The organism is Ruegeria sp. BC1, from assembly GCF_056539305.1.
The window spans coordinates 26,088-46,044 of record NZ_JBQFUT010000011.1 but is presented as its reverse complement, the minus strand read 5'-3'; the positions used below and the strand labels follow the sequence as shown (position 1 = coordinate 46,044).

Genomic DNA, 19,957 nt, shown 5'->3' with positions numbered 1-19,957 from the left:
CATGATTACTCCGACGCAATCCACAGCCCAGGCCAACACTCAACCTCAGGCATCAGCCCAGCCAAGCACGTCCTCTCTGGCAGCTGATTTCGATACTTTTCTGCTGTTGATGACGACACAGGCTCAGAATCAGGACCCTCTGGAACCAATGGATTCAACCGAATACGCCTCGCAACTGGCGCAGTTTTCTATGGTTGAACAGCAGGTCCAGACGAATGATCTGCTGTCGGCACTGACCGTGTCACTGAGTAGTGCCAACCTGGAAGAACTCGCCGGTTGGGTGGGTATGGATGTCCAGACGACCGCTGCATTCCGTTTTGAAGGTGAACCGATAAACCTGTTTGCGCAGGCGTCATCTGCGGCAGACAGAGCCGTTATGGTGATCCGCGACAGCGAAGGCGCGGTCATTGAGCGACTGTCTGTTTCTGCGACTGCGGCCGAATTTGTCTGGACCGGAACGCAGAGCGATGGCAGCACGCTACCGGCAGGCAACTATGCCGCCACGTTGGAAAGTTACGACGGGGACGAGCTGCTGTCTGAACAGCCCGTGTCGTCATACAATCAGGTGGTTGAGGCTCAGGTCGGCGATGATACCGTCTTGCTGACGTTAGAAAGCGGAGAGGTTGTACCAGCGGGGATGGTGACAGCAGTCCGAACCGGCGCTTGATCTGAGGGGCGGGACAGGCCACACCTGTGCAACCTGCGACTCGCTTTTTTCAACCGGTGACCCTTCTGCCTACCCTGACTGACCCCCCGATGGATCTTATTGACGGCCTGCTACAACGAGGCCTGATTGCAGAAGGAGTGCAGTTTCAGGCGTTGTATGGCGGACGCACCAATCAGGTCTGGAAAGTGCTTGAGGCAGGTGGCGGAAAAGTTCTGAAACTTTATCGTACCGGGCTGCGCAATCCGCTGTTCCGCAACGATGCGGCGCTGGAGGCCAAATGCCTGAGGGCCTTGAAAACTACTGGCTTTGTCCCGCATCTGCGGGCAACTGGCCAACACCAAAACGGTCAATGGGTGTTTTATGATCATGCGCCGGGATCGCCCTGGCAGAAGGGGTCAGCGCAAGTGGCGGTGCTGTTGCGCCAGCTCCATGCTCAGGACCTGCCTGCGCAGTTGCCCATTGGATGCAACGGCAGCGCGGACCTGGAACGGCACGGAGGCGCAATTCTTAATGGCTGCACATCCGGCGGAAAGGCCCGGCTGGACGGCCTGAAACCCAAAAACCAAGTTCCACCAACCGACCGTACCTGCCTGATACATGGCGACCCGGTCGCCGGAAACATTCTAGTCGCGCCTACAGGCCTGACCCTTATCGACTGGCAGTGCCCGGCACAGGGCGACCCGTGCGAGGACCTTTCGCTGTTCCTGTCCCCGGCCATGCAACACTTATACCGTGGGGCGGCATTGTCGATGTCGGAACAGGATCAATTTTTGTCCGCCTATGGCGACACGGAAACGGTTGAACGGTTTCTGTCCCTGCGCCGTTGGTACGCGTGGCGCATGGCGGCCTATTGCCTGTGGCGCGTTGAAAACGGCGCACCGGATTATGCAGCGGGGTTGGAGTTGGAACTCGCAACCCTGTGACCGTCACAAATCAGCCAATGCCATCGCCGCGTAGGCCGGCGGCATCAACGCCCGCCGCCACCGTCCCAAGGGAAACCGTGCAGGCGCACGCGAAATCGGAAGCGGCAACCCCGTTTCTTGTCCCAAAACCAATCGAGCCAACGCACGCCCGCTATAGGTGCCCATCGCCACTCCGTTCCCGTGATAGGCAAAACCGGCGAATAGTCCCGGTTGATCCGGAATGGGTCCGACATAAGGGGTCAGCTTACGCGACAGGCAGACCATACCGGACCACATATGGGTCGCCTCAACGCTTTCCCATTCAGGGAACATTTGCCTGAAATCCTTGATGGCTTTTTGCCGAATGGCGGCCTCGGCCCGAGGCGATGAAAACAATCCGCCGCGCATCCCAAACAGGAACCGCCTGTCGGGCATCAGCCGGAAATAGTGCAGCAAATTGCGCGTGTCGTAGGACATTTGATCCGAGGTCCAGCCCTGCGCCTGCAATTCGGCTTCGGACAGCGGCCGGGTGACCAATACCGTGGATTGCGTGGGCAGGTATCGACCAGACATCCATGCCGGGATATCCTCGCTGGAATACCCATTGGTACAGATCAGCACGTTTGACGCCTTGATCTGACCAGCCTTGGTCTGAACCTCGAACCCGGACTGCACTTTTTGGACGGTTTGAACCGCACTTTTCTGAAACAGGTGTGCGCCGGCTTCGTGCGCAGCTTTAGCCAGACCGAACAGGTATTTGCGCGGGTTCAGTCCAAATCCGACCGGTGTGGTATAACCGCCGTGAAACGCACCGCCCAAGCCCAAACCCGGCAGATCTGCGGGTTCATGAATCCGGCCAGGGGCTTCGGCATGTCGCCGCAGCTTCTCCATCGCGCGGGGCGAATGGGCCAGCTGAGTTTCGCCTTTTGAATGGACGTCCGCGTCGATCTGATGCGCGCCAAGCAGATCAGCGACAAGGTCTACTGCATCTTCTTCGGCCTGCGCATAGGCGTGCGCGGCGCTGTCACCATATTGCCGGACCATGGCTTTATGGCTCAGCTTTGACCCACCCAGACAGCAAAAGCCGCCATTACGCCCCGACGCACCCCAGCCCGGCGTCTCGGCCTCAAGCACCGCGACCGAGGCCCCCGCACTAGCCAAATGCAACGCGGCCGAAACCCCGGTGAAACCGCCACCGACAATGGCGACATCAACGTTCAAGTCGCTTTGCAGCACCGGCCAGTCCGGGGTGTCTATGGTCTCGTCCCACCAGCAATTGGTGCGGGGGCCAAGACCGTAGGTGTAGTCTGGAAACAGCCGCATCATTCGTCCGTGCGCGCGGCGGCCATTTCTTCTTGCTTTTGCCGCACCACAGCCCGCTTGGTGACCAGAGATGCGGTTATCACACCTATTGTCACGACAGCGATCATGATCGTAGACAGCGCGTTAATCTCGGGACTGACACCCAGACGCACTGCCGAGAATATCCTCATCGGCAGGGTCGTGGCGGACGGGCCCGAAGTGAACGACGCGATGACCAGATCATCCAGCGACAGAGTGAAGGCCAGAAGCCATCCCGAGATCACCGCAGGTGCAACGATCGGCAGGGTCACAAGGCGGAACGCTTGAGCGGGCGAACAGCCCAGATCCAGCGCGGCCTCTTCCAGTGACTGATCAAAGGTAACCAGTCGGGACGAGACGACAACCGAGACGAAACACATCGAAAAGGTCGTATGCGCAAGAACGATGGTCAGGATACCCCGATCCAGCCCGATGCCGATGAACAGCAACAGTAACGATAGACCGGTGATAACCTCGGGCATCACCAGCGGTGCGTAAATCATGCCCGAAAACAGGGTGCGACCAAAGAACCGCCCGCCGCGCACCAACACGTAAGCGGCGGCGGTGCCCAGAACTGTCGCGATTGTCGATGAGAACACCGCAACGCGCAAAGTCACCCATGCTGCGTTCAGCATCTGCTCGTTCTGGAAAAGCTCGCCATACCATTTGGTCGAGAACCCGGCCCAGACCGTCACCAGTTTGCTTTCGTTGAAGCTGAAGATGATCAGGATGATCATCGGGATGTAAAGGAACGCAAATCCCAGCGTCAGGGACACCGCGTTGAACCAGCTCAGCTTGTTCATTGTTCGGCCTCCGTCTGTTTTTGCTGGTTGCGCTGGAACAGCACGATCGGCACCACGAGGATCAGCAGCAGAACCACCGCCACGGCACTGGCCACTGGCCAGTCGCGGTTCGAGAAGAACTCTTCCCACAGAACTTTACCAATCATGAGCGTACCCGATCCACCCAGCAGCGAAGGGATGACAAACTCGCCAATTACGGGGATCATCACCAGGAAACACCCTGCGATGATACCGGGGCGTGACAGCGGGATGGTCACCAGCCAGAACGCTTTCAGACGCGAACACCCCAAATCCTCAGCCGCTTCGATCAGCGACCCGTCCATCCGTTCAAGCGATGAATAGATCGGCAGGATCATGAACGGAAGATAGGTGTAGACGATGCCGATATAGACCGCCGTATTGGTGTTCAGAATGGTCAGCGGGGTCGAGATGATACCAAGCCATAACAGAACTTGGTTCAGGTACCCTTCGTTGCCAAGGATACCGATCCACGCATAGACGCGGATCAGGAATGAGGTCCAGAACGGCAAAATGATCAACATCATTAGCGTCGGACGCCATTCTGTTGGCGCGCGGGCCATACCATAGGCGATCGGGTATCCTACCAACAACGTCAGAAAGGTCGAGATCAGCGCGATCTTGACGCTGGACAGGTAGGCTTTCCAGTAAAGGGCGTCTTCGGTCAGCCAGACATAGTTTTCGAAATCCAACTGGCTGAAGAAGCTTTTGACACCAGCCCAGCCTTCGGACAGGTCTAGCGTCGGCGTGTAGGGCGGGATGGCCAGGGCTGTATCCGACAGGGAGATCTTCAGAACAATGAAGAATGGCACCAGGAACAGTGCCAGCAGCCAGGCGTACGGGAGGGCAATCAGAAAGGCGCGGCGCATCAGCTGGCCAGCAGAACCGCAGCCGTCGCTGTCCAGGACAGCCAGACCGGGTCTTCCCAAGTAAACGAACGGCGCGAGATTCGGCGGGTGTTGGCCGTCTGTGCCTTGATGATCGTGCCGTTGCTCAGCTCGACATGGTAGGTGGACAGGTTGCCCAGATAAGCGATGTCATGCACCTTACCTTGGATTGCATTCGCGGCACTGTCGGGGCGCTCGGATGTGATTGTGACCTTTTCCGGCCGAATTGCCAGATGGCACCCTTGCCCGTTCGACAGGGCAACCGACGAATTTGCGGTCAAAGGCGCCTGACCCTCCGCCCATTCGATTTGATAGGTCTCGTCTCCTTGGGAGGTCGCCCGCCCTTCAATGATGTTCACGTCGCCGATGAAATCGGCCACATAAACCGAGTTGGGATATTCATAAATATTGTCCGGCGTAGCCACCTGCATCAGTTGACCCTGATCCATTACGGCAACGCGGCTGGCAACGGTCATGGCTTCCTCTTGATCGTGGGTCACGATCACAAAGGTGGTGCCTGTTTTTTCCTGAATATCCATCAGCTCGAACTGCGTGTCCTGGCGCAACTTTTTGTCAAGCGCACCAAGTGGTTCGTCCAGCAGCAGCAGTTTCGGAGCTTTGGCGAGAGATCGCGCCAGCGCCACGCGCTGCCTTTGACCACCAGAAATCTGGTGCGGTTTCCGGCGGGCGAACTGTTCCAGCCGTGTCAGGCGCAGCATTTCTTCAACGCGGGCCTGAAGATCGGCTTTGGGCATGTTGTCGCGACGCAGACCGAACGCGATGTTGTCCCAGATACTCAGATGCGGAAACAGCGCGTAGGACTGGAACATCATGTTCACCGCCCGCTTGTTTGGTGGGATCGGATCAATGTCTTGCCCGCCCAGCATGATGTGTCCTTCCGTCGGGGTTTCAAACCCGGCCAGCATCCGCATCATGGTTGTCTTTCCGCACCCGGACGGACCAAGTAGCGCAAAGAACTCTTTCTCGAAAATATCCAAGGACAGGTTGTCGATGGCGGTGAATTCACCAAAACGTTTGGTCACGTTCTGGAATTGAATCAAGGGTTTCGCCTGCGGGTCTTCCCACGGCGCAAAAACAGTCGAGTTCAAAGCGGCCCCCGTATCTCGATACGCGAAAGGAATGCGCATGGCGGACGGTTACCGCCATGCGCGATTAAATCACATCAGGTGCCTGATTTGATTTTGGTCCACAGGCGCGTCACGGTGCGCTGGGTTTTGGGCGGATAAGGTGTCGTGATGTACAGATTCTGCATCGTGGCATCATCCGGGTAGATGGCTGGATCGCCGATCACGTCTTCTTCCAGGAACTCCTGCGATGCCTTGTTGCCGTTGGCGTAATAAACATAGTTCGAGGCTGCCGCCATGTTGTTAGCATCCAGAATGAAGTCCAGGAATTTATGCGCCCCTTCTGGGTTCGGAGCGTCCGCCGGGATCGCCATCTGATCGAACCACATCAACGAACCCTCTGCAAAGGGGTGGTATTCAATCTCGACCCCGTTTTCGGCTTCGGCTGCGCGATCGCGGGCCTGCAGAATATCACCCGACCATCCCACTGCGACGCAGATGTCGCCATTTGCCAGAGCATTGATGTATTCCGAGCTGTGGAACTTTTGAACATATGGACGAACCCCAAGCAAAATCTCTTCGGATTTGCCGATTACGTCAGGGTCGTGGCTGTCAGGATCCTCACCGATATACTGGAGCACCATCGGAATGATCTCGGCCGGGGCGTCCAGGAAATGCACGCCGCAAGACGCCAGTTTCTCCATGTTTTCCGGCTTCAGCACCAGATCCATGCTGTTCAGCGGAGCATCATCGCCAAGCACTTCCTTGACCTTGTTGACGTTCAGGCCGATGCCGGTGGTGCCCCACATGTAGTTGATCGAATATGCGTTGTCGGGATCATAACCAGCGGTGCGTTCCTGTATCACGTCCCACAAGTTGCCCGAGTTCGACAGCTTCGATTCATCCAGCGCCTGGAATGCGCCCGCCTGAATCTGACGCTGAAGGAAGGTCCCAGACGGAACCACCACGTCATAGCCCGAACCACCTGCCAGCATCTTGGTTTCCAGAACCTCATTGCTGTCGAACACGTCGTAAATAAGTGTCAGGCCCGTTTCCTCTTCGAACTTCTTCAGCAGTTCCTCGTCAATATAGTCAGACCAGTTGTAAACACGCACCTCTTCGGCGAAGGCTACCGAAGCTCCCATTGCGAAGGCCGCTGTCATCATCAGCGTTTTGATCGACATATTATTCTCCCTGTAAGTTGTGCGGCCTATTTTCACGTTTTTTTGGATTTGATCAAGTTTTGCGTTTTCCTTCAGTTCGGCGTATGGTTTCACGAAGTCAGATGTATGACCCACCAACAACACTATAATCAGGGCAAACCAATTGGATTTGATCAAAAATAGAGCTGCGAGTGCTGGAACCGAAAAACGACCCGCGCATGAACAGGTCTACCAAACCCTCAGAGCGCAGATCTTATTTGGGGAACTGGTGCCCGGACAACCGGTAACGATCCAGGGTCTGACCGATTCGCTTGGCGTTGGAATGACACCGGTCCGTGAGGCGATTCGGCGTCTGATCTCGGATGGTGCGCTTGTGTTTCAAGGCAATCGCAGGGTGAGTGTCCCGTTATTGTCAAAGGGCGATGTCGAGCAGCTGATTTTTGCGAGAATTTCTATAGAATCAGAGCTTTCCAAACGCGCAGCGCTAAAGATTTCGCGCGAAGGTGTCACCAATCTGGAACGCATTGACCAACGGTTGGATCGCTCCATCTCAGATGGTGATGTAAGCGGCTATCTGCATCAGAACCACATGTTCCATGAAACGCTGTACTCTTACGCAGACGCTCCGATTCTGTGCGACCTCGCAGAACGGCTCTGGCTCAGATTCGGACCATCTCTACGGGTGGTATGTGGGCGATTTGGCACTCAGAACCTGCCGGATCGGCACAAGGACATCATTACTGCCCTGCGCGCGCATGATGCTGAAATGGCAGCAAAAGCGATGGCTCAGGACATCGAGCAGGGAATGGAATTGATGGCTGAGGCCCTGAACAACGGTTAAATCTGGTCGATTCGATTGACAGGAAAAAATTTGATCATATTGTGATTGGCAATCGCTCTTTCAGGAGATTCCGGGATGTCTACAATCACCAATCACTTGCCCACCGCTGAATTACAGGCGCTGGATGCAGCCCATCACATGCACCCGTTCTCGACCAATGCATCGATTGCCGAGGATGGCGTGCGCGTTATCACCCGCGCTAAAGGCGTTTATCTGACCGATAGTGAAGGCGAAGAAATTCTGGACGCCATGGCTGGCCTGTGGTGCGTCAACCTTGGCTACGGTCGGGAAGAGTTGGCACAGGTCGCCGCCCGTCAGATGCAAGAGCTGCCGTTCTACAACACCTTCTTCAAAACGACTCACGTGCCAGCGATTGCCTTGGCTGCAAAACTGGCAGAACTGGCGCCGGGTGATCTAAACCACGTTTTCTTCGCCGGTGGCGGGTCCGAGGCGAATGACACCAATATCCGCATGGTGCGCACCTACTGGGCTGAAAAGGGCCAGCCTGACAAGAACATCATCATCAGCCGCAAAAACGCCTATCACGGCTCGACCGTTGGGGCGGCGTCGCTGGGTGGTATGTCTGGGATGCACGCGCAGGGCGGCATTCCCATTCCAAACATCCATCACATCAATCAGCCGGACTGGTGGGCCGAAGGCGGCGACATGACGCCCGAAGACTTCGGTCTGGCCCGTGCGCGTGAGTTGGAAGAGGCGATTCTTGAGCTGGGCGAAGACCGCGTCGCCGCCTTTATCGCCGAACCGGTTCAGGGTGCCGGCGGCGTGATCGTTGCGCCCGACAGCTATTGGCCCGAAATTCAGCGCATCTGCGACAAGTACGATATCCTGCTGATTGTAGACGAGGTGATCTGCGGCTTTGGCCGGACCGGCAATTGGTTCGGATCGCAAACCCTTGGGATCAAGCCGGATATCATAACCATCGCGAAGGGGCTCAGCTCGGGTTACGCGCCGATTGGCGGATCCATCGTCAATGATGAGGTTGCCAAGGTGATTGGCGATACCGAATTCAATCACGGTTACACCTATTGCGGCCATCCGGTTGCTGCCGCCGTGGCGCTGGAAAACCTGCGTATTTTTGAAGAGGAAAAGGTTCTGGATCACGTCCGTGATGTGGCTGCGCCCTATCTGAAAAAGAAGTGGGAGGCCCTGACCGATCATCCGCTGGTCGGTGAGGCCAAGATCGTGGGCATGATGGCTTCGATCGCGCTCACACCAAATAAGGCGACCCGCGCGGAGTTTTCCGCCGAGGCGGGCACGGTTGGCCTGATCTGCCGCGAGCACTGCTTTGCCAATAACCTGGTTATGCGCCACGTAGGCGACCGGCTGGTCATCTCTCCCCCGCTGACCATCACACCGGCGGAAATCGACGAGATGTTCGTGCGCATCCACAAATCGCTGGACGAGGCGCTGGCCAGGATTACGGACGAAGGGTTGATGAAGGCGGCGGCTTAAGTCAACGACCCACTGGCACCGAAAACGACTAAGAGGCGGCCCCCTTGGATCGCCTCTTAGCCACTATAGGCACAACAATTTTGTCGCGATCCAGTATCCGTCCTTCATGCGGGTCCACTCAGACATTGCAGGTTTATGCGCATCCGGTTTGACTTTAGCATCGGTGGCAGAGTTATGGGCTGCAGGGAACAGTCTGATGAAACGGTCGTCTAAAGCAGATACCAATGCAGATTACAGACGCGATCAACAAGCGTCTTATGTAGAGTATTCTGAAATTGTTGAGTATCTCTCCCGCGGAGCCATAACCGATCTCGAGTATGCCGCAGATATTGTAGACAGCTTCCCTTATGGCAGGGACAACTTTCTGAATTCACATTGGATCACCACCGCGGCCGGAGTTGCGTCTGATGAGGCTTTGTTGTGGATGATAGAAAAAGGTGTGAACCTTCGCGTTCAGGAAGACGATGGTTTTCCACCGGTGATTTCCTGCATTGAACGCGTGTCCGACGACAAACACAGAATTCTTGAAATCCTGATCAAGTCCGGTGCGGATTTGAACGAGCGTGGTATCAATGGCTGGACACCACTGCATCTGGCAGCCATCCGAGATGACGAGATATCAATGCGAATGTTGCTGGACGCAGGCGCTGACAAAACGATCCGGACCGGATGCGACGACGACGCGACGCCTGAGGAAGAGGCCCGGAATCTCGGACATCATCGGTCTGCCGACTTTCTGGCGGATTACCCGTGATCAAGGCGTATCTTCAGGTTTTCGCCGTTGGCCAGTGCGCCTTGGCGTCGGACTACAACACGCTGGGCATCGCCAACTACCGCATCCTTTCCAACAACTTCAGACTGGCATAGCCATCCGGCAGCAACCCCTGCGCCAGCTGATACGCCCGCACTGCATTGGTCGTGTTTGGTCCTGTGCGCCCATCGACGCCCTGGGTATCAAAGCCAGCATCGGTCAGTAGGGATTGAAGTTCCTTTTTCTCGGTAAAGCTCAACGCTCGGTCGCTGCGGGGCCAATCGGCCTGAAACGCACCGCGACCAGCCAAACGGTCGGATAGGTGACCGATCCCGATCACATAGGCATCGGCGCCGTTGTATTTTTCGATAACCCCAAAATTATCAAAGATCATCAGCGCGACGCCCTGCCCGCCTGCCGGCAGTAGGATGGCGGCTTGACCGTGGTCAGAAACCGGCTTGCCGTCGCGCCCGACAACTCCCAATGCGGCCCATTCGGAAGGCATCAGGGTGTTCTCCCGCTTGGCCGTGGCAAAATCAAACCCAGCAGGCAGGTGCACTTCGACGCCCCAGGGCTGCCCCTTGGTCCAACCGTGCCGCGCCAGATAAGACGCGGCCGAGGCCAGCGCGTCAGTCGGGTCATCCGCCCAGATGTCACGTCGCCCATCGCCATCGAAATCCACCGCATGATCCAGATACGAGGTCGGCATGAACTGGGTATGCCCCATCGCGCCAGCCCAGCTTCCGATCATATTGTCAGGGCTGACATCTCCGGCCTGAATGATCCGCAAGGCGGCAATCAGCTGGGTTTCAAAGAACTGCGCACGCCGCGCATCAAAGGCCAAAGTCGCCAGCGACCGGATGGTGTGATCACTACCCCTGAACGTCCCAAACGAGGTCTCAAGCCCCCAGATCGCGGTTATCACCTCTTTTTCGACGCCATATTCCGCCTCGATCCGGGTCAGGGCCGCGTGATGACGCTCTAGCCCGGCGCGGCCATTTGAAATCCGCGTGTCCGAAACGGCGGCATCCAAGTATTCCCAGATGGGTTTTGAGAACTCGGCCTGATTGCGATCCCGCGCGATGATCTTCTTATCATAAGTTACACCCGCCAGCGATCGGTCCAAGGTAGAGGCGAAAATACCCTGCTCTGCCGCGCGCTCACGAAACGCGCCCAGCCACGCCTGAAACCGCGCATTGCCTTCGGTCGACACCCGGTACTCCTTAACTGATGGCCGTACGACCGGCCGGATTGAAACCGCCACATCTGCCGAGGCCAGCTGTAACGCCTGCGACCCATCTGGTGTGTTGAACGATTCCGCCTGCACTATGGATGCCCACAATGCGGCGGTCATGACGCCACCTATGCATTTACGCATTCCGAATTTCCTGATTACTGCTCATCCCCAGAGTAGCGCAAAACCGGGAATTCACAAAGCACTCAGACCGGGGGCGCGCAATCCTTTGCCTCGCGTTCGGCCCGAATTCGGGCCAGTGCCTCGCGCAGCAGGGGCACACGATTGGGCCTAAAGCTTTCATCCGTCACGGCCATTTCGCGCATCCGGTCCAGGCGGAAAACGCGGAAATCCTGCCTGAGATGGCACCAGGACACCAACACGCTGGCGCGATCCATATAGACGATGCTCAGGGGGCTGACTTTGCGCTGGGTGTCATCGCCCTTGGCATCGGTATAGGCAAAAGCGATCACCCGCTCGTCCCACGCGGCCTGCCGCAGATCGGCCACATCTACCGTCGGTCGCGCCGGACGATCAAACCGCGTGGCAGTCAGCACCGCATGACTGAGACGATGCGATTGTCGTTGCGGCAAACGTCCCTGCAATTTGTTCAGCACTTTGCTGGCTGCGTCTGACAGGCCCGGATCACCAATAGATTGCACCTCGCGCAATCCCAGAACAATCGCCTCGATCTCATCATCGGTGAAACCCAACGGAGGCAGAGTGGCGTCTTCGATCAAGGTAAAGCCATACCCTGCCTCTCCGTCGATCACCGCTCCCAAACCCCGCAGCGCATCGATGTCGCGATGGATAGTGCGGGCCGAAACCCCCAGATCCTGCGCCAATTGCACCGACGTCTTGGGCGACGGGCCGGATCGCAGGGCTTGCATCAGTTGGAACAAACGGGCGGTACGGGACATAGCGCAGGTTAGCCTACTACTAATGACAGTAACTGTCATCAGGCAAAGTTATTCATCCGACACCCCAATTCCGGAGATTTCGATGCTGACCCTTTTGACTTTTCCTGCCGCCTTTGGCGAATTCAGCGCCAGCCCGTTTTGCGTCAAGACAGCGTATATGCTGCAATCATCCGGCCAGCGTTGGCAACGATCAGACATGCTCGATCCCCGTAAAATGCCACATCAGAAGCTGCCGGTTTTACGTACACCAGACCGTCTGGTTCCTGACAGCGACCTAATCCGCGGTTGGCTTGAGGCGCAGGGAGCGAATTTCGATCCGGGCCTGACTGATTTGCAACGGGCCCAATCCCGCGCCTTGATCCGCCTTGCCGAAGAACATCTGTATTTCCAGATCGTCCAAGATCGCTGGGACAATGACGACGTCTGGCCAATCCTGCGCGAGACGTTCTTTTCGGTGATACCGGCATTGATCCGCAAGCCGGTCTCCACTTCCATTCGCAAAAAGGTTGTCCGTGGATTGGCGTTTCAGGGCGTGTCACGGTTTTCCCCCGCCGAGCGGCAAGACAGGATTGAGCGCGATCTTGAGGCGATATCGGCCTATCTTTGGCACTCTGCTTATCTGATGGGCGATCAGCCGACCTCGGCAGACATGAGCGTTGGCCCAATGTTGGCTGCCATGCGCGCGACGCCAGCAGAAACCTACCTGACCCGCCGGATCAAACAGGATACGCTGCTGAACAGTTACGTTGACCGGATGGAGCAGGCGATCCCCCTGACATGACACCGTTTGATGACCCCACTGTAGCGGCAGCTTTTGGATCGATGCATCGGGACACGCGACCCGGGGCACTAGCGCTGCGGGAACTGATCCTAAGCACCGCGCGTGAATTGCCTCACGCCCAACCGTTGACCGAAGCGCTGCGCTGGGGGCAGCCTGCATACCTGGCACCCAAGGGATCGACGATACGGGTAGGTGGTCACAAAACAGCAAATTTTGCCCTGTTCGTGCATTGCCAAAGCCGCCTGATCGCAGAATTCACCTCGGCATTCCCGGGTGAGGATCGGATAGACGGCAACCGGGCCATCCTGTTTGATGACCCGGACCAGATCGACGAAACCCGCCATGGATGGCTGATTGCACGGGCACTGACCTATCGCGTTTCGGGAAAATCCTGAGACACAATCATCGCTGTTCAGGTTGGGGCGCAGCCGAGAGCCAGCGAAAAGGGACTCTGTACCTCCCCAGGCGCGTATCACCTTTGACGGCGCTTGCGTTCGACCTTGCGTTTGATCTTGTCCTTCTTACGCTTGGTGCTGACCGCCTTGCGACGGGTTGACCGCTTGGCCGGCCCGCGACCACGCGGCAGGGCCTGATCGTCGATGGACAGAAGCTCCAGTTCCAGACCTCCGGTTACAGGCGTCGCCTCGGTCAGCCGGACCGTGACCCGCTGTCCGATGGCGATGATCAGGCCGGTATCCGAGCCCATCAGTGTTCCAGCCTCACGATCAAAGTGAAAAAATTCGCGGCCGAGCGAGCGCACCGGCACCAGACCATCTGCACCGGTTTCATCCATTTTCACGAAGGCCCCGAACCGGGCTATGCCACTGATCCGACCCGAGAACTCGTTCCCAACCCGTTCACTCAAATACGCGGCAAGATAGCGGTCGGTGGTGTCGCGTTCCGCCATCATCGAGCGGCGCTCGGTGTCCGAGATATGGGTGGCGGTTTCGTCCAGCCGCGCGATTTCATCCTCGGTCAGCCCGTCCTTGCCCCAGCCATGGGCTGAGATCAACGCCCGATGCACGATCAGATCGGCATAGCGGCGAATGGGTGATGTGAAATGGGCATAGTTACGCAAAGCTAGCCCGAAATGGCCGAAATTCTCGGCGTTGTAATAGGCCTGCGCCATCGATCGTAGGGTGCTGAGGTTGATCAGCTCGGCATCCTCGGTTCCGGCGGCGGCGTTCAGCAATGCGTTCAGGTGCCGGGTCTGCAACACCTGCCCTTTGGCGAGGTTCAGACCGGCAGCTTGCGCCGTCTCCCGCAGGCTTTCCAATTTCTCGGGCGCGGGCTCTTCGTGAACGCGGAACAGCAGCGGGCGACGTTTAGCGATCAGCGTCTCAGCGGCGGCGACATTGGCGAGGATCATGAATTCCTCGATCAGCTTGTGCGCGTCCAGCCGGTCACGGAAGGCCACGCTGGTCACTTCACCTTTTTCGCTGAGAACAATTTGGCGTTCGGGCAGGTCCAATTCCAGCGGCTGCCGTTCAGCCCGTGCCTTTTTCAGCGCGGTATAAGCAGCGTAGAGCGGTTTCAGAACCGTTTCCAACAGCGGCCCGGTGCGGTCGTTCGGATTGCCGTCAATGGCCTCCTGCACCTCGGCATAGTGCAACGACGCTGCCGAGCGCATCAGGCCGCGCACAAAGCGGTGGCCTACCTTGTTGCCGTTCGCATCGATCTGCATCCGCACAGCAATACAGGCGCGTGGAACGCCTTCGTGCAGCGAACAAAGATCACCCGACAGCCGGTCGGGCAACATTGGCACCACCCGGTCGGGGAAATAGCTGGAATTGCCCCGCTTGCGCGCCTCACGGTCCAGCGCCGTCCCGGGCTGCACGTAAGCCGCGACATCGGCAATCGCGACCCAGATCACATGACCGCCGGGGTTCTTGGGGTCATCGTCGGCGTGCGCATAACACGCATCGTCATGATCCCGCGCATCCGAGGGGTCGATCGTCAACAGCGGCATATCCCGCAGGTCCTCGCGCCCTTTCAGGCCAACGGGTTTGGCCTTGTCAGCCTCGGCAATCACCTTGTCAGGGAAGTCGTCAGGGATGCCGTGCTGATGGATGGCAATCAGCGATACCGCCTTAGGTGCCGACGGATCACCCAGCCGTTCGACAATCCGCGCACGCGGTAAGCCCATGCGGTTTTTCGGCCCAGCCTGTTCAGCCTCGACCAGTTCGCCATCCTTTGCGCCCAGCACCGCGCCGTCGGGGACAAGCCATTCGTTCTGGCCGGTCTTGTCGATGGGCACGATCCGGCCACCCTCGGTGGTTTTGCGGAAAATGCCGACGATCTTGCGTGGGTTGGTCCCGATGCGACGGATCAGGCGGGCTTCGTAATTATGGTCTTCTTCTTGCACTACGGTCAGGCGGGCCAGAATCCGGTCGCCCTCACCCAGCGCCGGGTCACTGGCGCGGGCGACGATCAGGACGATGGGTTCGACCCCTTCACCATGCCACTCCAGCGGGCGCGCGAACAGGTCGCCGTCAGCATTCGGAGCCTTCACCTGCAACACGCTGACCGGCGGCAGGCGATCCGGGTCACGATAGCTGCGCTTGCGCTTTTCCAGATGCCCTTCGGCCTCAAGTTCCTTGAGGATACGCTTCAGGTCGATGCGATCCGCGCCTTTGATGCCAAAGGCCTTGGCGATATCGCGTTTCGAGGTAAGGGTGGGGTTCGCCGAGATCCAATCGAGGACCTCTTGCTTAGTAGGGATGCGAGTCATAATTCCGGCGTATCACGGGGATGCGACCGCGTCATGACCAAAAAAGGATCAGGGTTTCAGATCGGCAACCGTGTCCACATCGCGCAACTGGTCCAGCAAAGCCACGCGTGTGCCGGGGACAGAGGCGAGCGTGTCCGCCAGAGCGTGTTCAGTCGACCAGCGCACATCGCGAAATAGGGTCGTCGGCAAGGCCCTATAACGTTGCGCGCCAACCAGCCAATATCCCCCATCCGGTGCAGGTCCGAACACCCACTGCGCCGGGCCCAGCGCCTTGAACGCCTGCGCGACATGCCCGCGTGTAATACCGGGGATATCCGCGCCGATCAGGCAGACCGGACCCTTCGGCATGCCCCGTAGCATCCGTCCCATCCGGTCCCCCAGATCACCGTGCCCTTGCGCCGTTCGTGGCAAGTCTGGGGGCCAGATACGGCCAGTCAGTCCCTCGCGGTCCGGCGAGACCGCCAGCACAATTTGCCAGCGTGGATCGCGCAGCCGACGGATCAGCGACCTCGTCTGATGACGAAACCACCAGGCCGCGCCTATCATTCCAATATCGCGCCCCAGTCGTGTCTTGACCCGACCCGGGCGCGGTTCCTTGACCATGATGACCAAAGTGCGCTGCATGGATCAGGCGAAATAGTCCCTCAGGATACGGCCATAAATGGACTTGAGCTGTTCGATCTGCGCCACCTCGACGCATTCATCCACCTGATGCATCGTCCGGCCGACAAGGCCGAATTCCACCACCGGACAGTGGTTCTTGACGAACCGCGCGTCCGAAGTGCCGCCGGTTGTTGACATCTCAGGCCGCATACCGGTTTCCGCTTCGACCGCTGCTGCCACCAGATCGGACAGCGGACCGGGCGGGGTCAGGAAGCTTTCGCCCGAGATTTTGATCCGAACGTCCACCTCGACATCGCAAGCCTCGGCAACAGAGCGGGCTTCGGCCTGTAGCCAGTCGCTGAGGCTGGCACCAGAGTGCAAATCGTTGAACCGGATATTCACTGCGCCACTGCACTGCGCCGGTATTACATTGGTGGCCGCGTTGCCGGTGTCGATATTCACCACTGCCAGAGTCGACGCGTCGAAATGATCCGTGCCCTGATCCAATTCATGACTGGCCAGCCGATCCATCAGCCGCGCCATCGCGGGCAGAGGATTCTTGGCCCGGTGTGGATAGGCGGAATGCCCCTGCACCCCTGTGACGGTAAACCATGCGGTCATCGAGCCGCGCCGCCCGATTTTCATCATCTCACCCATCTCGTTCGGGCAGGTCGGTTCACCCACAAGACAGACCGACATTTTTTCATCGGCCTCGGCCATGTAGTCCAACAGCGCGGTGGTGCCATCCACCGCATCACCCTCTTCGTCACCAGTGATCGTCAGGATCACTGCTCCGTCGGGCGGCGTGTCGCGTATAAAATCCACAGCCGCCGCCGCAAAAGCCGCCACGCCGGATTTCATGTCAGTTGTCCCACGGCCATACATCACACCATCGTGGACTTCTGCTTCGAATGGCGGCTTGGTCCACGCGGCCTCGTCCCCGACAGGCACAACATCCGTGTGGCCGTTAAAGCCAAAGCTGCGCGCATGACCCTTATTGCCCCATCTCGCGAACAGATTGCTGACGCCACCGCGATCAACCCGGGTGCAGTCAAACCCCGCATCGGACAGAAGTTTATCCAGCAAAACCAGCGCGCCGCCTTCTTCAGGTGTGACCGATGGGCAACGGATCAGCTCTGCCGTCAACTTTACCGGATCTGTCATGGTTCGGCCCCTTTGGTTCTTTGACATGCAGGTTCGCGCACAGATTCAACGAATTGGCCCGATTGCCAACCCCCGCTGGGCTAAATCTGCCCGCTTTTTTACTCCGGTGTCGACATGACACACTCATAAAACATGGTGGTTTACCCCGCGACCACCTTGCCGCAGCGTTCAAATCTGCGTTAGAGGGCCGCGAAACAGGTAAGTTGAAACGATGCGCGCCCTTTTTACTTGGATCTGTCTGACCTACGCCGTTCTTGCACAGCAAAGCCAGGCACAGACACTGACAGTCACCACTGTGACCCGCCCTCCGTTTTCCTATGTTGAAGACGAGGCCCAGACCGGTTTTTCAATGGATCTGCTGGATGCACTGGCTCAGTCGCTGAACTGGGACTACTCGGTCAACAGGTTGGATGCGTTCGGTGATATGCTGGGGGCGGTACAGGATGGGTCTGCGGATCTGGCCATTGCCAACATCTCAATCACCGCCGCGCGCGAGACGCAGATGGATTTCAGCCAGCCGATATTTGAGGCCGGCCTTCAGATCATGGTCCCGTCCGAGGCTGCACGCCGACCGTCGCTGCTGCATGCCCTGCTGTCGCGCGAGTTGTTCATTGCCATCGGTCTGGCCTTTGCGATTCTGCTAGGAGGCGGGATGCTGATGTGGGGATTCGAACGCCGCGCGCAGCCCTATTTCGACCGCAAGCTGAACGAGGCCTGGTTTCCGTCTTTCTGGTGGGCGCTGAACCTGGTGGTGAACGGCGGATTCGAGGAACGCATGCCGCGCACCCCTTTTGGGCGGCTACTGGGCGTGGTGCTGGTGGTTTCTTCCCTGTTCATCGTGTCGGTCTTCACAGCCCGGATCACCTCGGTCATGACAGTGGATGCGATCAGCGGCAACGTGAACTCGGTCAACGATCTTTATGGCAAACAGGTTGGGACGATTTCGGATTCAACCGCTGCCAGTTTCCTGAACCGGCGCGAGATTGAATTCACCGGCTATCCCGGTCTGGACGAAATGCTGACTGCTTTCCAAAACAAGGATCTGGACGCCGTGGTCTTCGACGCGCCGATCCTGTCCTACTATGCCTCACACGAAGGACGCCGGATTGCATCGGTAACCGGCGGTGTATTCCTGCGCGAGAATTACGGGATCGCCTTCCCGACCGGCTCGCCATTGGTCGAGGACGTCAATCAGGCCCTGCTGTCGCTGCGCGAGGATGGCACCTATGACGAGATTTATCGCAAATGGTTCGGAGCGCGGAACTAAGCCGGTTCCTCATCGCCGAAAAACGGCGTCATCTGCGCAACAATGACAGCGTTTTCATCCAAAGCCCGCTGCATTAACGCCCGCTCGCCCGGGTCGATGTCATGGCCCTGTGCCTCGCGCTCAGCCAATGTGCCATAGCCGGTCACGTCTAACGGCGCGGTATCGGCCTGCTTCAGGATGGCCACGGTTTCGCGCACGGCTTCGGCCTCATCCACGCCGCTTGCAAAACACATCAGCGCCGCCCCGGTGGCACCTTCCGGCAATCCGTCACCGTCCTTACGACCGATCTGAACAAGCAGGGTATAGACTTGCTGGCGAGAGGGTTTCTTTTGCTTTTCCATGCCGCCTGCCATACGTGCGGAACAAGGCATGGTCAACTTGTTCAGCCGTCAACCAGCACACCCTTTCGAGGGAAGTTCAGAAACAGCAGATGTCAGGCTCGTGTAAATCGAATCTTGGCTTGGCAAAAATTACACACCCACAACATCAACTTCACCGTGGGATTGACATCCTATTCAGCAAGAATCTGCATGGTTGAAAATGGCGCCCTTTTGCCGACGTCACCGACCTTTTTGAGCAAGTTTTGGCTGAACGCGTCGCCACAACGGCAGGCCGGTCCGTGCTGAAATAGGCAAATTCTAAAATACCGACACTTTTGAAGTTTCTGTTTTTGAGAAGGAAAGTTCGATGAGTATGTTGTCCAAACTTCTAACGACTACAGCAAGCCTATCCCTGTTAGCTCTTGCTCCGGCATCTATTAGCTTGATTGCTTTCTCCCCCGACGCGGCATACGCGCAAGAATATGGCGGCGATGAAGGCGGCGACGACGAAAGCCACGACGACGAAGGACGCGACGACGACGGCGGCGACGATGACGGTGGCGACGACGACGGCCGCGACGATGACGGTGGCGACGACGATGGCCGCGACGATGACGGCGGCGACGACGATGGCCGCGACGATGACGGCGGCGACGACGATGGCCGCGACAATGACGGCGGCGACGACGATGGCCGCGACGATGACGGCGGCGACGACGATGGCCGCGACGATGACGGTGGCGACGACGATGGCCGCGATGATGACGGCGGCGACGACGATGGCCGCGACGGTGACGGCGACGACGATGGCCGCGACGGTGACGGAGACGACGACTACGGCAGCGACGATGACGGCGGCGACGATGACGGAGCTGCTGAAACCAACGCTGGCAATTCAGAAGTGGACGCGATGCAAGGAGAAGATCGCTAACCCACTATGAGTTAGAATTTTAGCCTGGCGAATTGATCTGTGCTAAAACTGGCCGAGGATCTGGTTCGTTCCTTT

General features: G+C 58.0%; 20 protein-coding genes. 9 read left to right on the top strand and 11 right to left on the bottom strand.

Annotation, left to right across the window (positions count from 1 at the left end; translation table 11 throughout):
- The first annotated feature begins 1 nt into the window (after position 1).
- A complete protein-coding gene (locus ACR0IY_RS19635) occupies positions 2-667 on the top strand; it encodes a flagellar hook capping FlgD N-terminal domain-containing protein (RefSeq protein WP_480676343.1) in 666 nt (221 codons plus the stop codon).
- Positions 668-756: 89 nt separating this feature from the next.
- Positions 757-1,590, top strand: coding sequence for a phosphotransferase family protein (locus ACR0IY_RS19630; RefSeq protein ID WP_480676341.1), 834 nt, complete (start codon positions 757-759; stop codon positions 1,588-1,590).
- A gap of 3 nt (positions 1,591-1,593) precedes the next feature.
- On the opposite strand, the gene ACR0IY_RS19625 is transcribed toward ACR0IY_RS19630, so the two are convergent.
- Genes ACR0IY_RS19625 through ACR0IY_RS19605 form a run of 5 tightly spaced genes read right to left on the bottom strand, consistent with a single transcriptional unit; the run spans position 1,594 to position 6,887 of the window.
- Positions 1,594-2,895, bottom strand: coding sequence for an NAD(P)/FAD-dependent oxidoreductase (locus ACR0IY_RS19625; protein ID WP_480676339.1), 1,302 nt, complete (start codon positions 2,893-2,895; stop codon positions 1,594-1,596).
- Positions 2,892-3,713 (bottom strand): ABC transporter permease, encoded by an 822-nt coding sequence (locus tag ACR0IY_RS19620; RefSeq protein WP_480676337.1) that lies wholly within the window; start codon positions 3,711-3,713, stop codon positions 2,892-2,894. The genes ACR0IY_RS19625 and ACR0IY_RS19620 overlap by 4 nt, the downstream gene beginning before the upstream one ends.
- Positions 3,710-4,600 carry an ABC transporter permease subunit gene (locus ACR0IY_RS19615; RefSeq protein WP_480676335.1) on the bottom strand — a complete coding sequence of 297 codons (891 nt, stop codon included), beginning with the start codon at positions 4,598-4,600 and terminating at the stop codon, positions 3,710-3,712. The genes ACR0IY_RS19620 and ACR0IY_RS19615 overlap by 4 nt, the downstream gene beginning before the upstream one ends.
- Complete coding sequence (locus ACR0IY_RS19610; protein ID WP_480676333.1) at positions 4,600-5,766, bottom strand: ABC transporter ATP-binding protein; 1,167 nt, start codon at positions 5,764-5,766, stop codon at positions 4,600-4,602. The genes ACR0IY_RS19615 and ACR0IY_RS19610 overlap by 1 nt, the downstream gene beginning before the upstream one ends.
- Before the next feature lie 35 nt (positions 5,767-5,801).
- Positions 5,802-6,887 (bottom strand): polyamine ABC transporter substrate-binding protein, encoded by a 1,086-nt coding sequence (locus ACR0IY_RS19605; protein WP_480676331.1) that lies wholly within the window; start codon positions 6,885-6,887, stop codon positions 5,802-5,804.
- A 142-nt stretch (positions 6,888-7,029) separates the two neighbouring features.
- Here ACR0IY_RS19605 and ACR0IY_RS19600 point away from each other — a divergent pair, with 142 nt between their 5' ends.
- From ACR0IY_RS19600 to ACR0IY_RS19590, 3 genes are all read left to right on the top strand, one after another.
- Positions 7,030-7,707, top strand: a complete 678-nt coding sequence (locus ACR0IY_RS19600; RefSeq protein WP_480676329.1) for a GntR family transcriptional regulator — start codon at positions 7,030-7,032, stop codon at positions 7,705-7,707.
- 75 nt (positions 7,708-7,782) lie between these two features.
- A complete protein-coding gene (locus tag ACR0IY_RS19595) occupies positions 7,783-9,180 on the top strand; it encodes an aspartate aminotransferase family protein (protein WP_480676327.1) in 1,398 nt (465 codons plus the stop codon).
- Between the two features lie 196 nt (positions 9,181-9,376).
- On the top strand, positions 9,377-9,934 hold the full coding sequence (locus ACR0IY_RS19590) for an ankyrin repeat domain-containing protein (RefSeq protein WP_480676325.1): 558 nt from the start codon (positions 9,377-9,379) through the stop codon (positions 9,932-9,934).
- Between the two features lie 76 nt (positions 9,935-10,010).
- Here the strand turns inward: ACR0IY_RS19590 and ACR0IY_RS19585 are convergent, their stop codons facing one another.
- Both ACR0IY_RS19585 and ACR0IY_RS19580 read right to left on the bottom strand, forming a co-directional pair.
- Complete coding sequence (locus ACR0IY_RS19585; RefSeq protein WP_480676323.1) at positions 10,011-11,309, bottom strand: lytic murein transglycosylase; 1,299 nt, start codon at positions 11,307-11,309, stop codon at positions 10,011-10,013.
- Between the two features lie 62 nt (positions 11,310-11,371).
- Positions 11,372-12,085: a helix-turn-helix transcriptional regulator gene (locus tag ACR0IY_RS19580; RefSeq protein WP_480676321.1), complete on the bottom strand. Its 714-nt coding sequence runs from the start codon at positions 12,083-12,085 to the stop codon at positions 11,372-11,374.
- An 82-nt stretch (positions 12,086-12,167) separates the two neighbouring features.
- Here ACR0IY_RS19580 and ACR0IY_RS19575 point away from each other — a divergent pair, with 82 nt between their 5' ends.
- Positions 12,168-12,866, top strand: a complete 699-nt coding sequence (locus tag ACR0IY_RS19575; RefSeq protein ID WP_480676319.1) for a glutathione S-transferase family protein — start codon at positions 12,168-12,170, stop codon at positions 12,864-12,866.
- The gene (locus tag ACR0IY_RS19570) at positions 12,863-13,261 is read left to right on the top strand and encodes a DUF1801 domain-containing protein (protein ID WP_480676317.1); all 399 of its coding nucleotides are present in this window, start codon (positions 12,863-12,865) and stop codon (positions 13,259-13,261) included. The genes ACR0IY_RS19575 and ACR0IY_RS19570 overlap by 4 nt, the downstream gene beginning before the upstream one ends.
- Before the next feature lie 77 nt (positions 13,262-13,338).
- Here the strand turns inward: ACR0IY_RS19570 and rnr are convergent, their stop codons facing one another.
- The 3 genes from rnr to dapE are packed head-to-tail and all read right to left on the bottom strand — an operon-like array spanning position 13,339 to position 17,364.
- Entirely contained in the window at positions 13,339-15,597 is a 2,259-nt protein-coding gene (gene rnr / locus ACR0IY_RS19565; protein WP_480676315.1) for a ribonuclease R, read from the bottom strand.
- Positions 15,598-15,645: 48 nt separating this feature from the next.
- The gene (locus ACR0IY_RS19560; RefSeq protein ID WP_480676313.1) at positions 15,646-16,221 is read right to left on the bottom strand and encodes a TIGR04282 family arsenosugar biosynthesis glycosyltransferase; all 576 of its coding nucleotides are present in this window, start codon (positions 16,219-16,221) and stop codon (positions 15,646-15,648) included.
- Between the two features lie 3 nt (positions 16,222-16,224).
- Entirely contained in the window at positions 16,225-17,364 is a 1,140-nt protein-coding gene (gene dapE / locus ACR0IY_RS19555; protein WP_480676311.1) for a succinyl-diaminopimelate desuccinylase, read from the bottom strand.
- A 211-nt stretch (positions 17,365-17,575) separates the two neighbouring features.
- Here dapE and ACR0IY_RS19550 point away from each other — a divergent pair, with 211 nt between their 5' ends.
- Positions 17,576-18,631 carry a transporter substrate-binding domain-containing protein gene (locus ACR0IY_RS19550; protein WP_480676309.1) on the top strand — a complete coding sequence of 352 codons (1,056 nt, stop codon included), beginning with the start codon at positions 17,576-17,578 and terminating at the stop codon, positions 18,629-18,631.
- On the opposite strand, the gene ACR0IY_RS19545 is transcribed toward ACR0IY_RS19550, so the two are convergent.
- The gene (locus ACR0IY_RS19545; RefSeq protein ID WP_480676307.1) at positions 18,628-18,972 is read right to left on the bottom strand and encodes a hypothetical protein; all 345 of its coding nucleotides are present in this window, start codon (positions 18,970-18,972) and stop codon (positions 18,628-18,630) included. The two genes, ACR0IY_RS19550 and ACR0IY_RS19545, sit on opposite strands and share 4 nt — an antisense overlap.
- Positions 18,973-19,318: 346 nt before the next feature.
- Here ACR0IY_RS19545 and ACR0IY_RS19540 point away from each other — a divergent pair, with 346 nt between their 5' ends.
- A complete protein-coding gene (locus tag ACR0IY_RS19540) occupies positions 19,319-19,882 on the top strand; it encodes a hypothetical protein (RefSeq protein WP_480676305.1) in 564 nt (187 codons plus the stop codon).
- Positions 19,883-19,957: the final 75 nt, after the last annotated feature.

Coding starts and splice junctions, on each gene's coding strand:
- ACR0IY_RS19635 (WP_480676343.1), top strand. CDS start 2: ATGATTACTCCGACGCAATCCACAGCCCAGGCCAACACTCAACCTCAG.
- ACR0IY_RS19630 (WP_480676341.1), top strand. CDS start 757: ATGGATCTTATTGACGGCCTGCTACAACGAGGCCTGATTGCAGAAGGA.
- ACR0IY_RS19625 (WP_480676339.1), bottom strand. CDS start 2,895: ATGATGCGGCTGTTTCCAGACTACACCTACGGTCTTGGCCCCCGCACC.
- ACR0IY_RS19620 (WP_480676337.1), bottom strand. CDS start 3,713: ATGAACAAGCTGAGCTGGTTCAACGCGGTGTCCCTGACGCTGGGATTT.
- ACR0IY_RS19615 (WP_480676335.1), bottom strand. CDS start 4,600: ATGCGCCGCGCCTTTCTGATTGCCCTCCCGTACGCCTGGCTGCTGGCA.
- ACR0IY_RS19610 (WP_480676333.1), bottom strand. CDS start 5,766: ATGCGCATTCCTTTCGCGTATCGAGATACGGGGGCCGCTTTGAACTCG.
- ACR0IY_RS19605 (WP_480676331.1), bottom strand. CDS start 6,887: ATGTCGATCAAAACGCTGATGATGACAGCGGCCTTCGCAATGGGAGCT.
- ACR0IY_RS19595 (WP_480676327.1), top strand. CDS start 7,783: ATGTCTACAATCACCAATCACTTGCCCACCGCTGAATTACAGGCGCTG.
- ACR0IY_RS19590 (WP_480676325.1), top strand. CDS start 9,377: ATGAAACGGTCGTCTAAAGCAGATACCAATGCAGATTACAGACGCGAT.
- ACR0IY_RS19585 (WP_480676323.1), bottom strand. CDS start 11,309: ATGCGTAAATGCATAGGTGGCGTCATGACCGCCGCATTGTGGGCATCC.
- ACR0IY_RS19580 (WP_480676321.1), bottom strand. CDS start 12,085: ATGTCCCGTACCGCCCGTTTGTTCCAACTGATGCAAGCCCTGCGATCC.
- ACR0IY_RS19575 (WP_480676319.1), top strand. CDS start 12,168: ATGCTGACCCTTTTGACTTTTCCTGCCGCCTTTGGCGAATTCAGCGCC.
- ACR0IY_RS19570 (WP_480676317.1), top strand. CDS start 12,863: ATGACACCGTTTGATGACCCCACTGTAGCGGCAGCTTTTGGATCGATG.
- rnr (WP_480676315.1), bottom strand. CDS start 15,597: ATGACTCGCATCCCTACTAAGCAAGAGGTCCTCGATTGGATCTCGGCG.
- ACR0IY_RS19560 (WP_480676313.1), bottom strand. CDS start 16,221: ATGCAGCGCACTTTGGTCATCATGGTCAAGGAACCGCGCCCGGGTCGG.
- dapE (WP_480676311.1), bottom strand. CDS start 17,364: ATGACAGATCCGGTAAAGTTGACGGCAGAGCTGATCCGTTGCCCATCG.
- ACR0IY_RS19550 (WP_480676309.1), top strand. CDS start 17,576: ATGCGCGCCCTTTTTACTTGGATCTGTCTGACCTACGCCGTTCTTGCA.
- ACR0IY_RS19545 (WP_480676307.1), bottom strand. CDS start 18,972: ATGGAAAAGCAAAAGAAACCCTCTCGCCAGCAAGTCTATACCCTGCTT.
- ACR0IY_RS19540 (WP_480676305.1), top strand. CDS start 19,319: ATGAGTATGTTGTCCAAACTTCTAACGACTACAGCAAGCCTATCCCTG.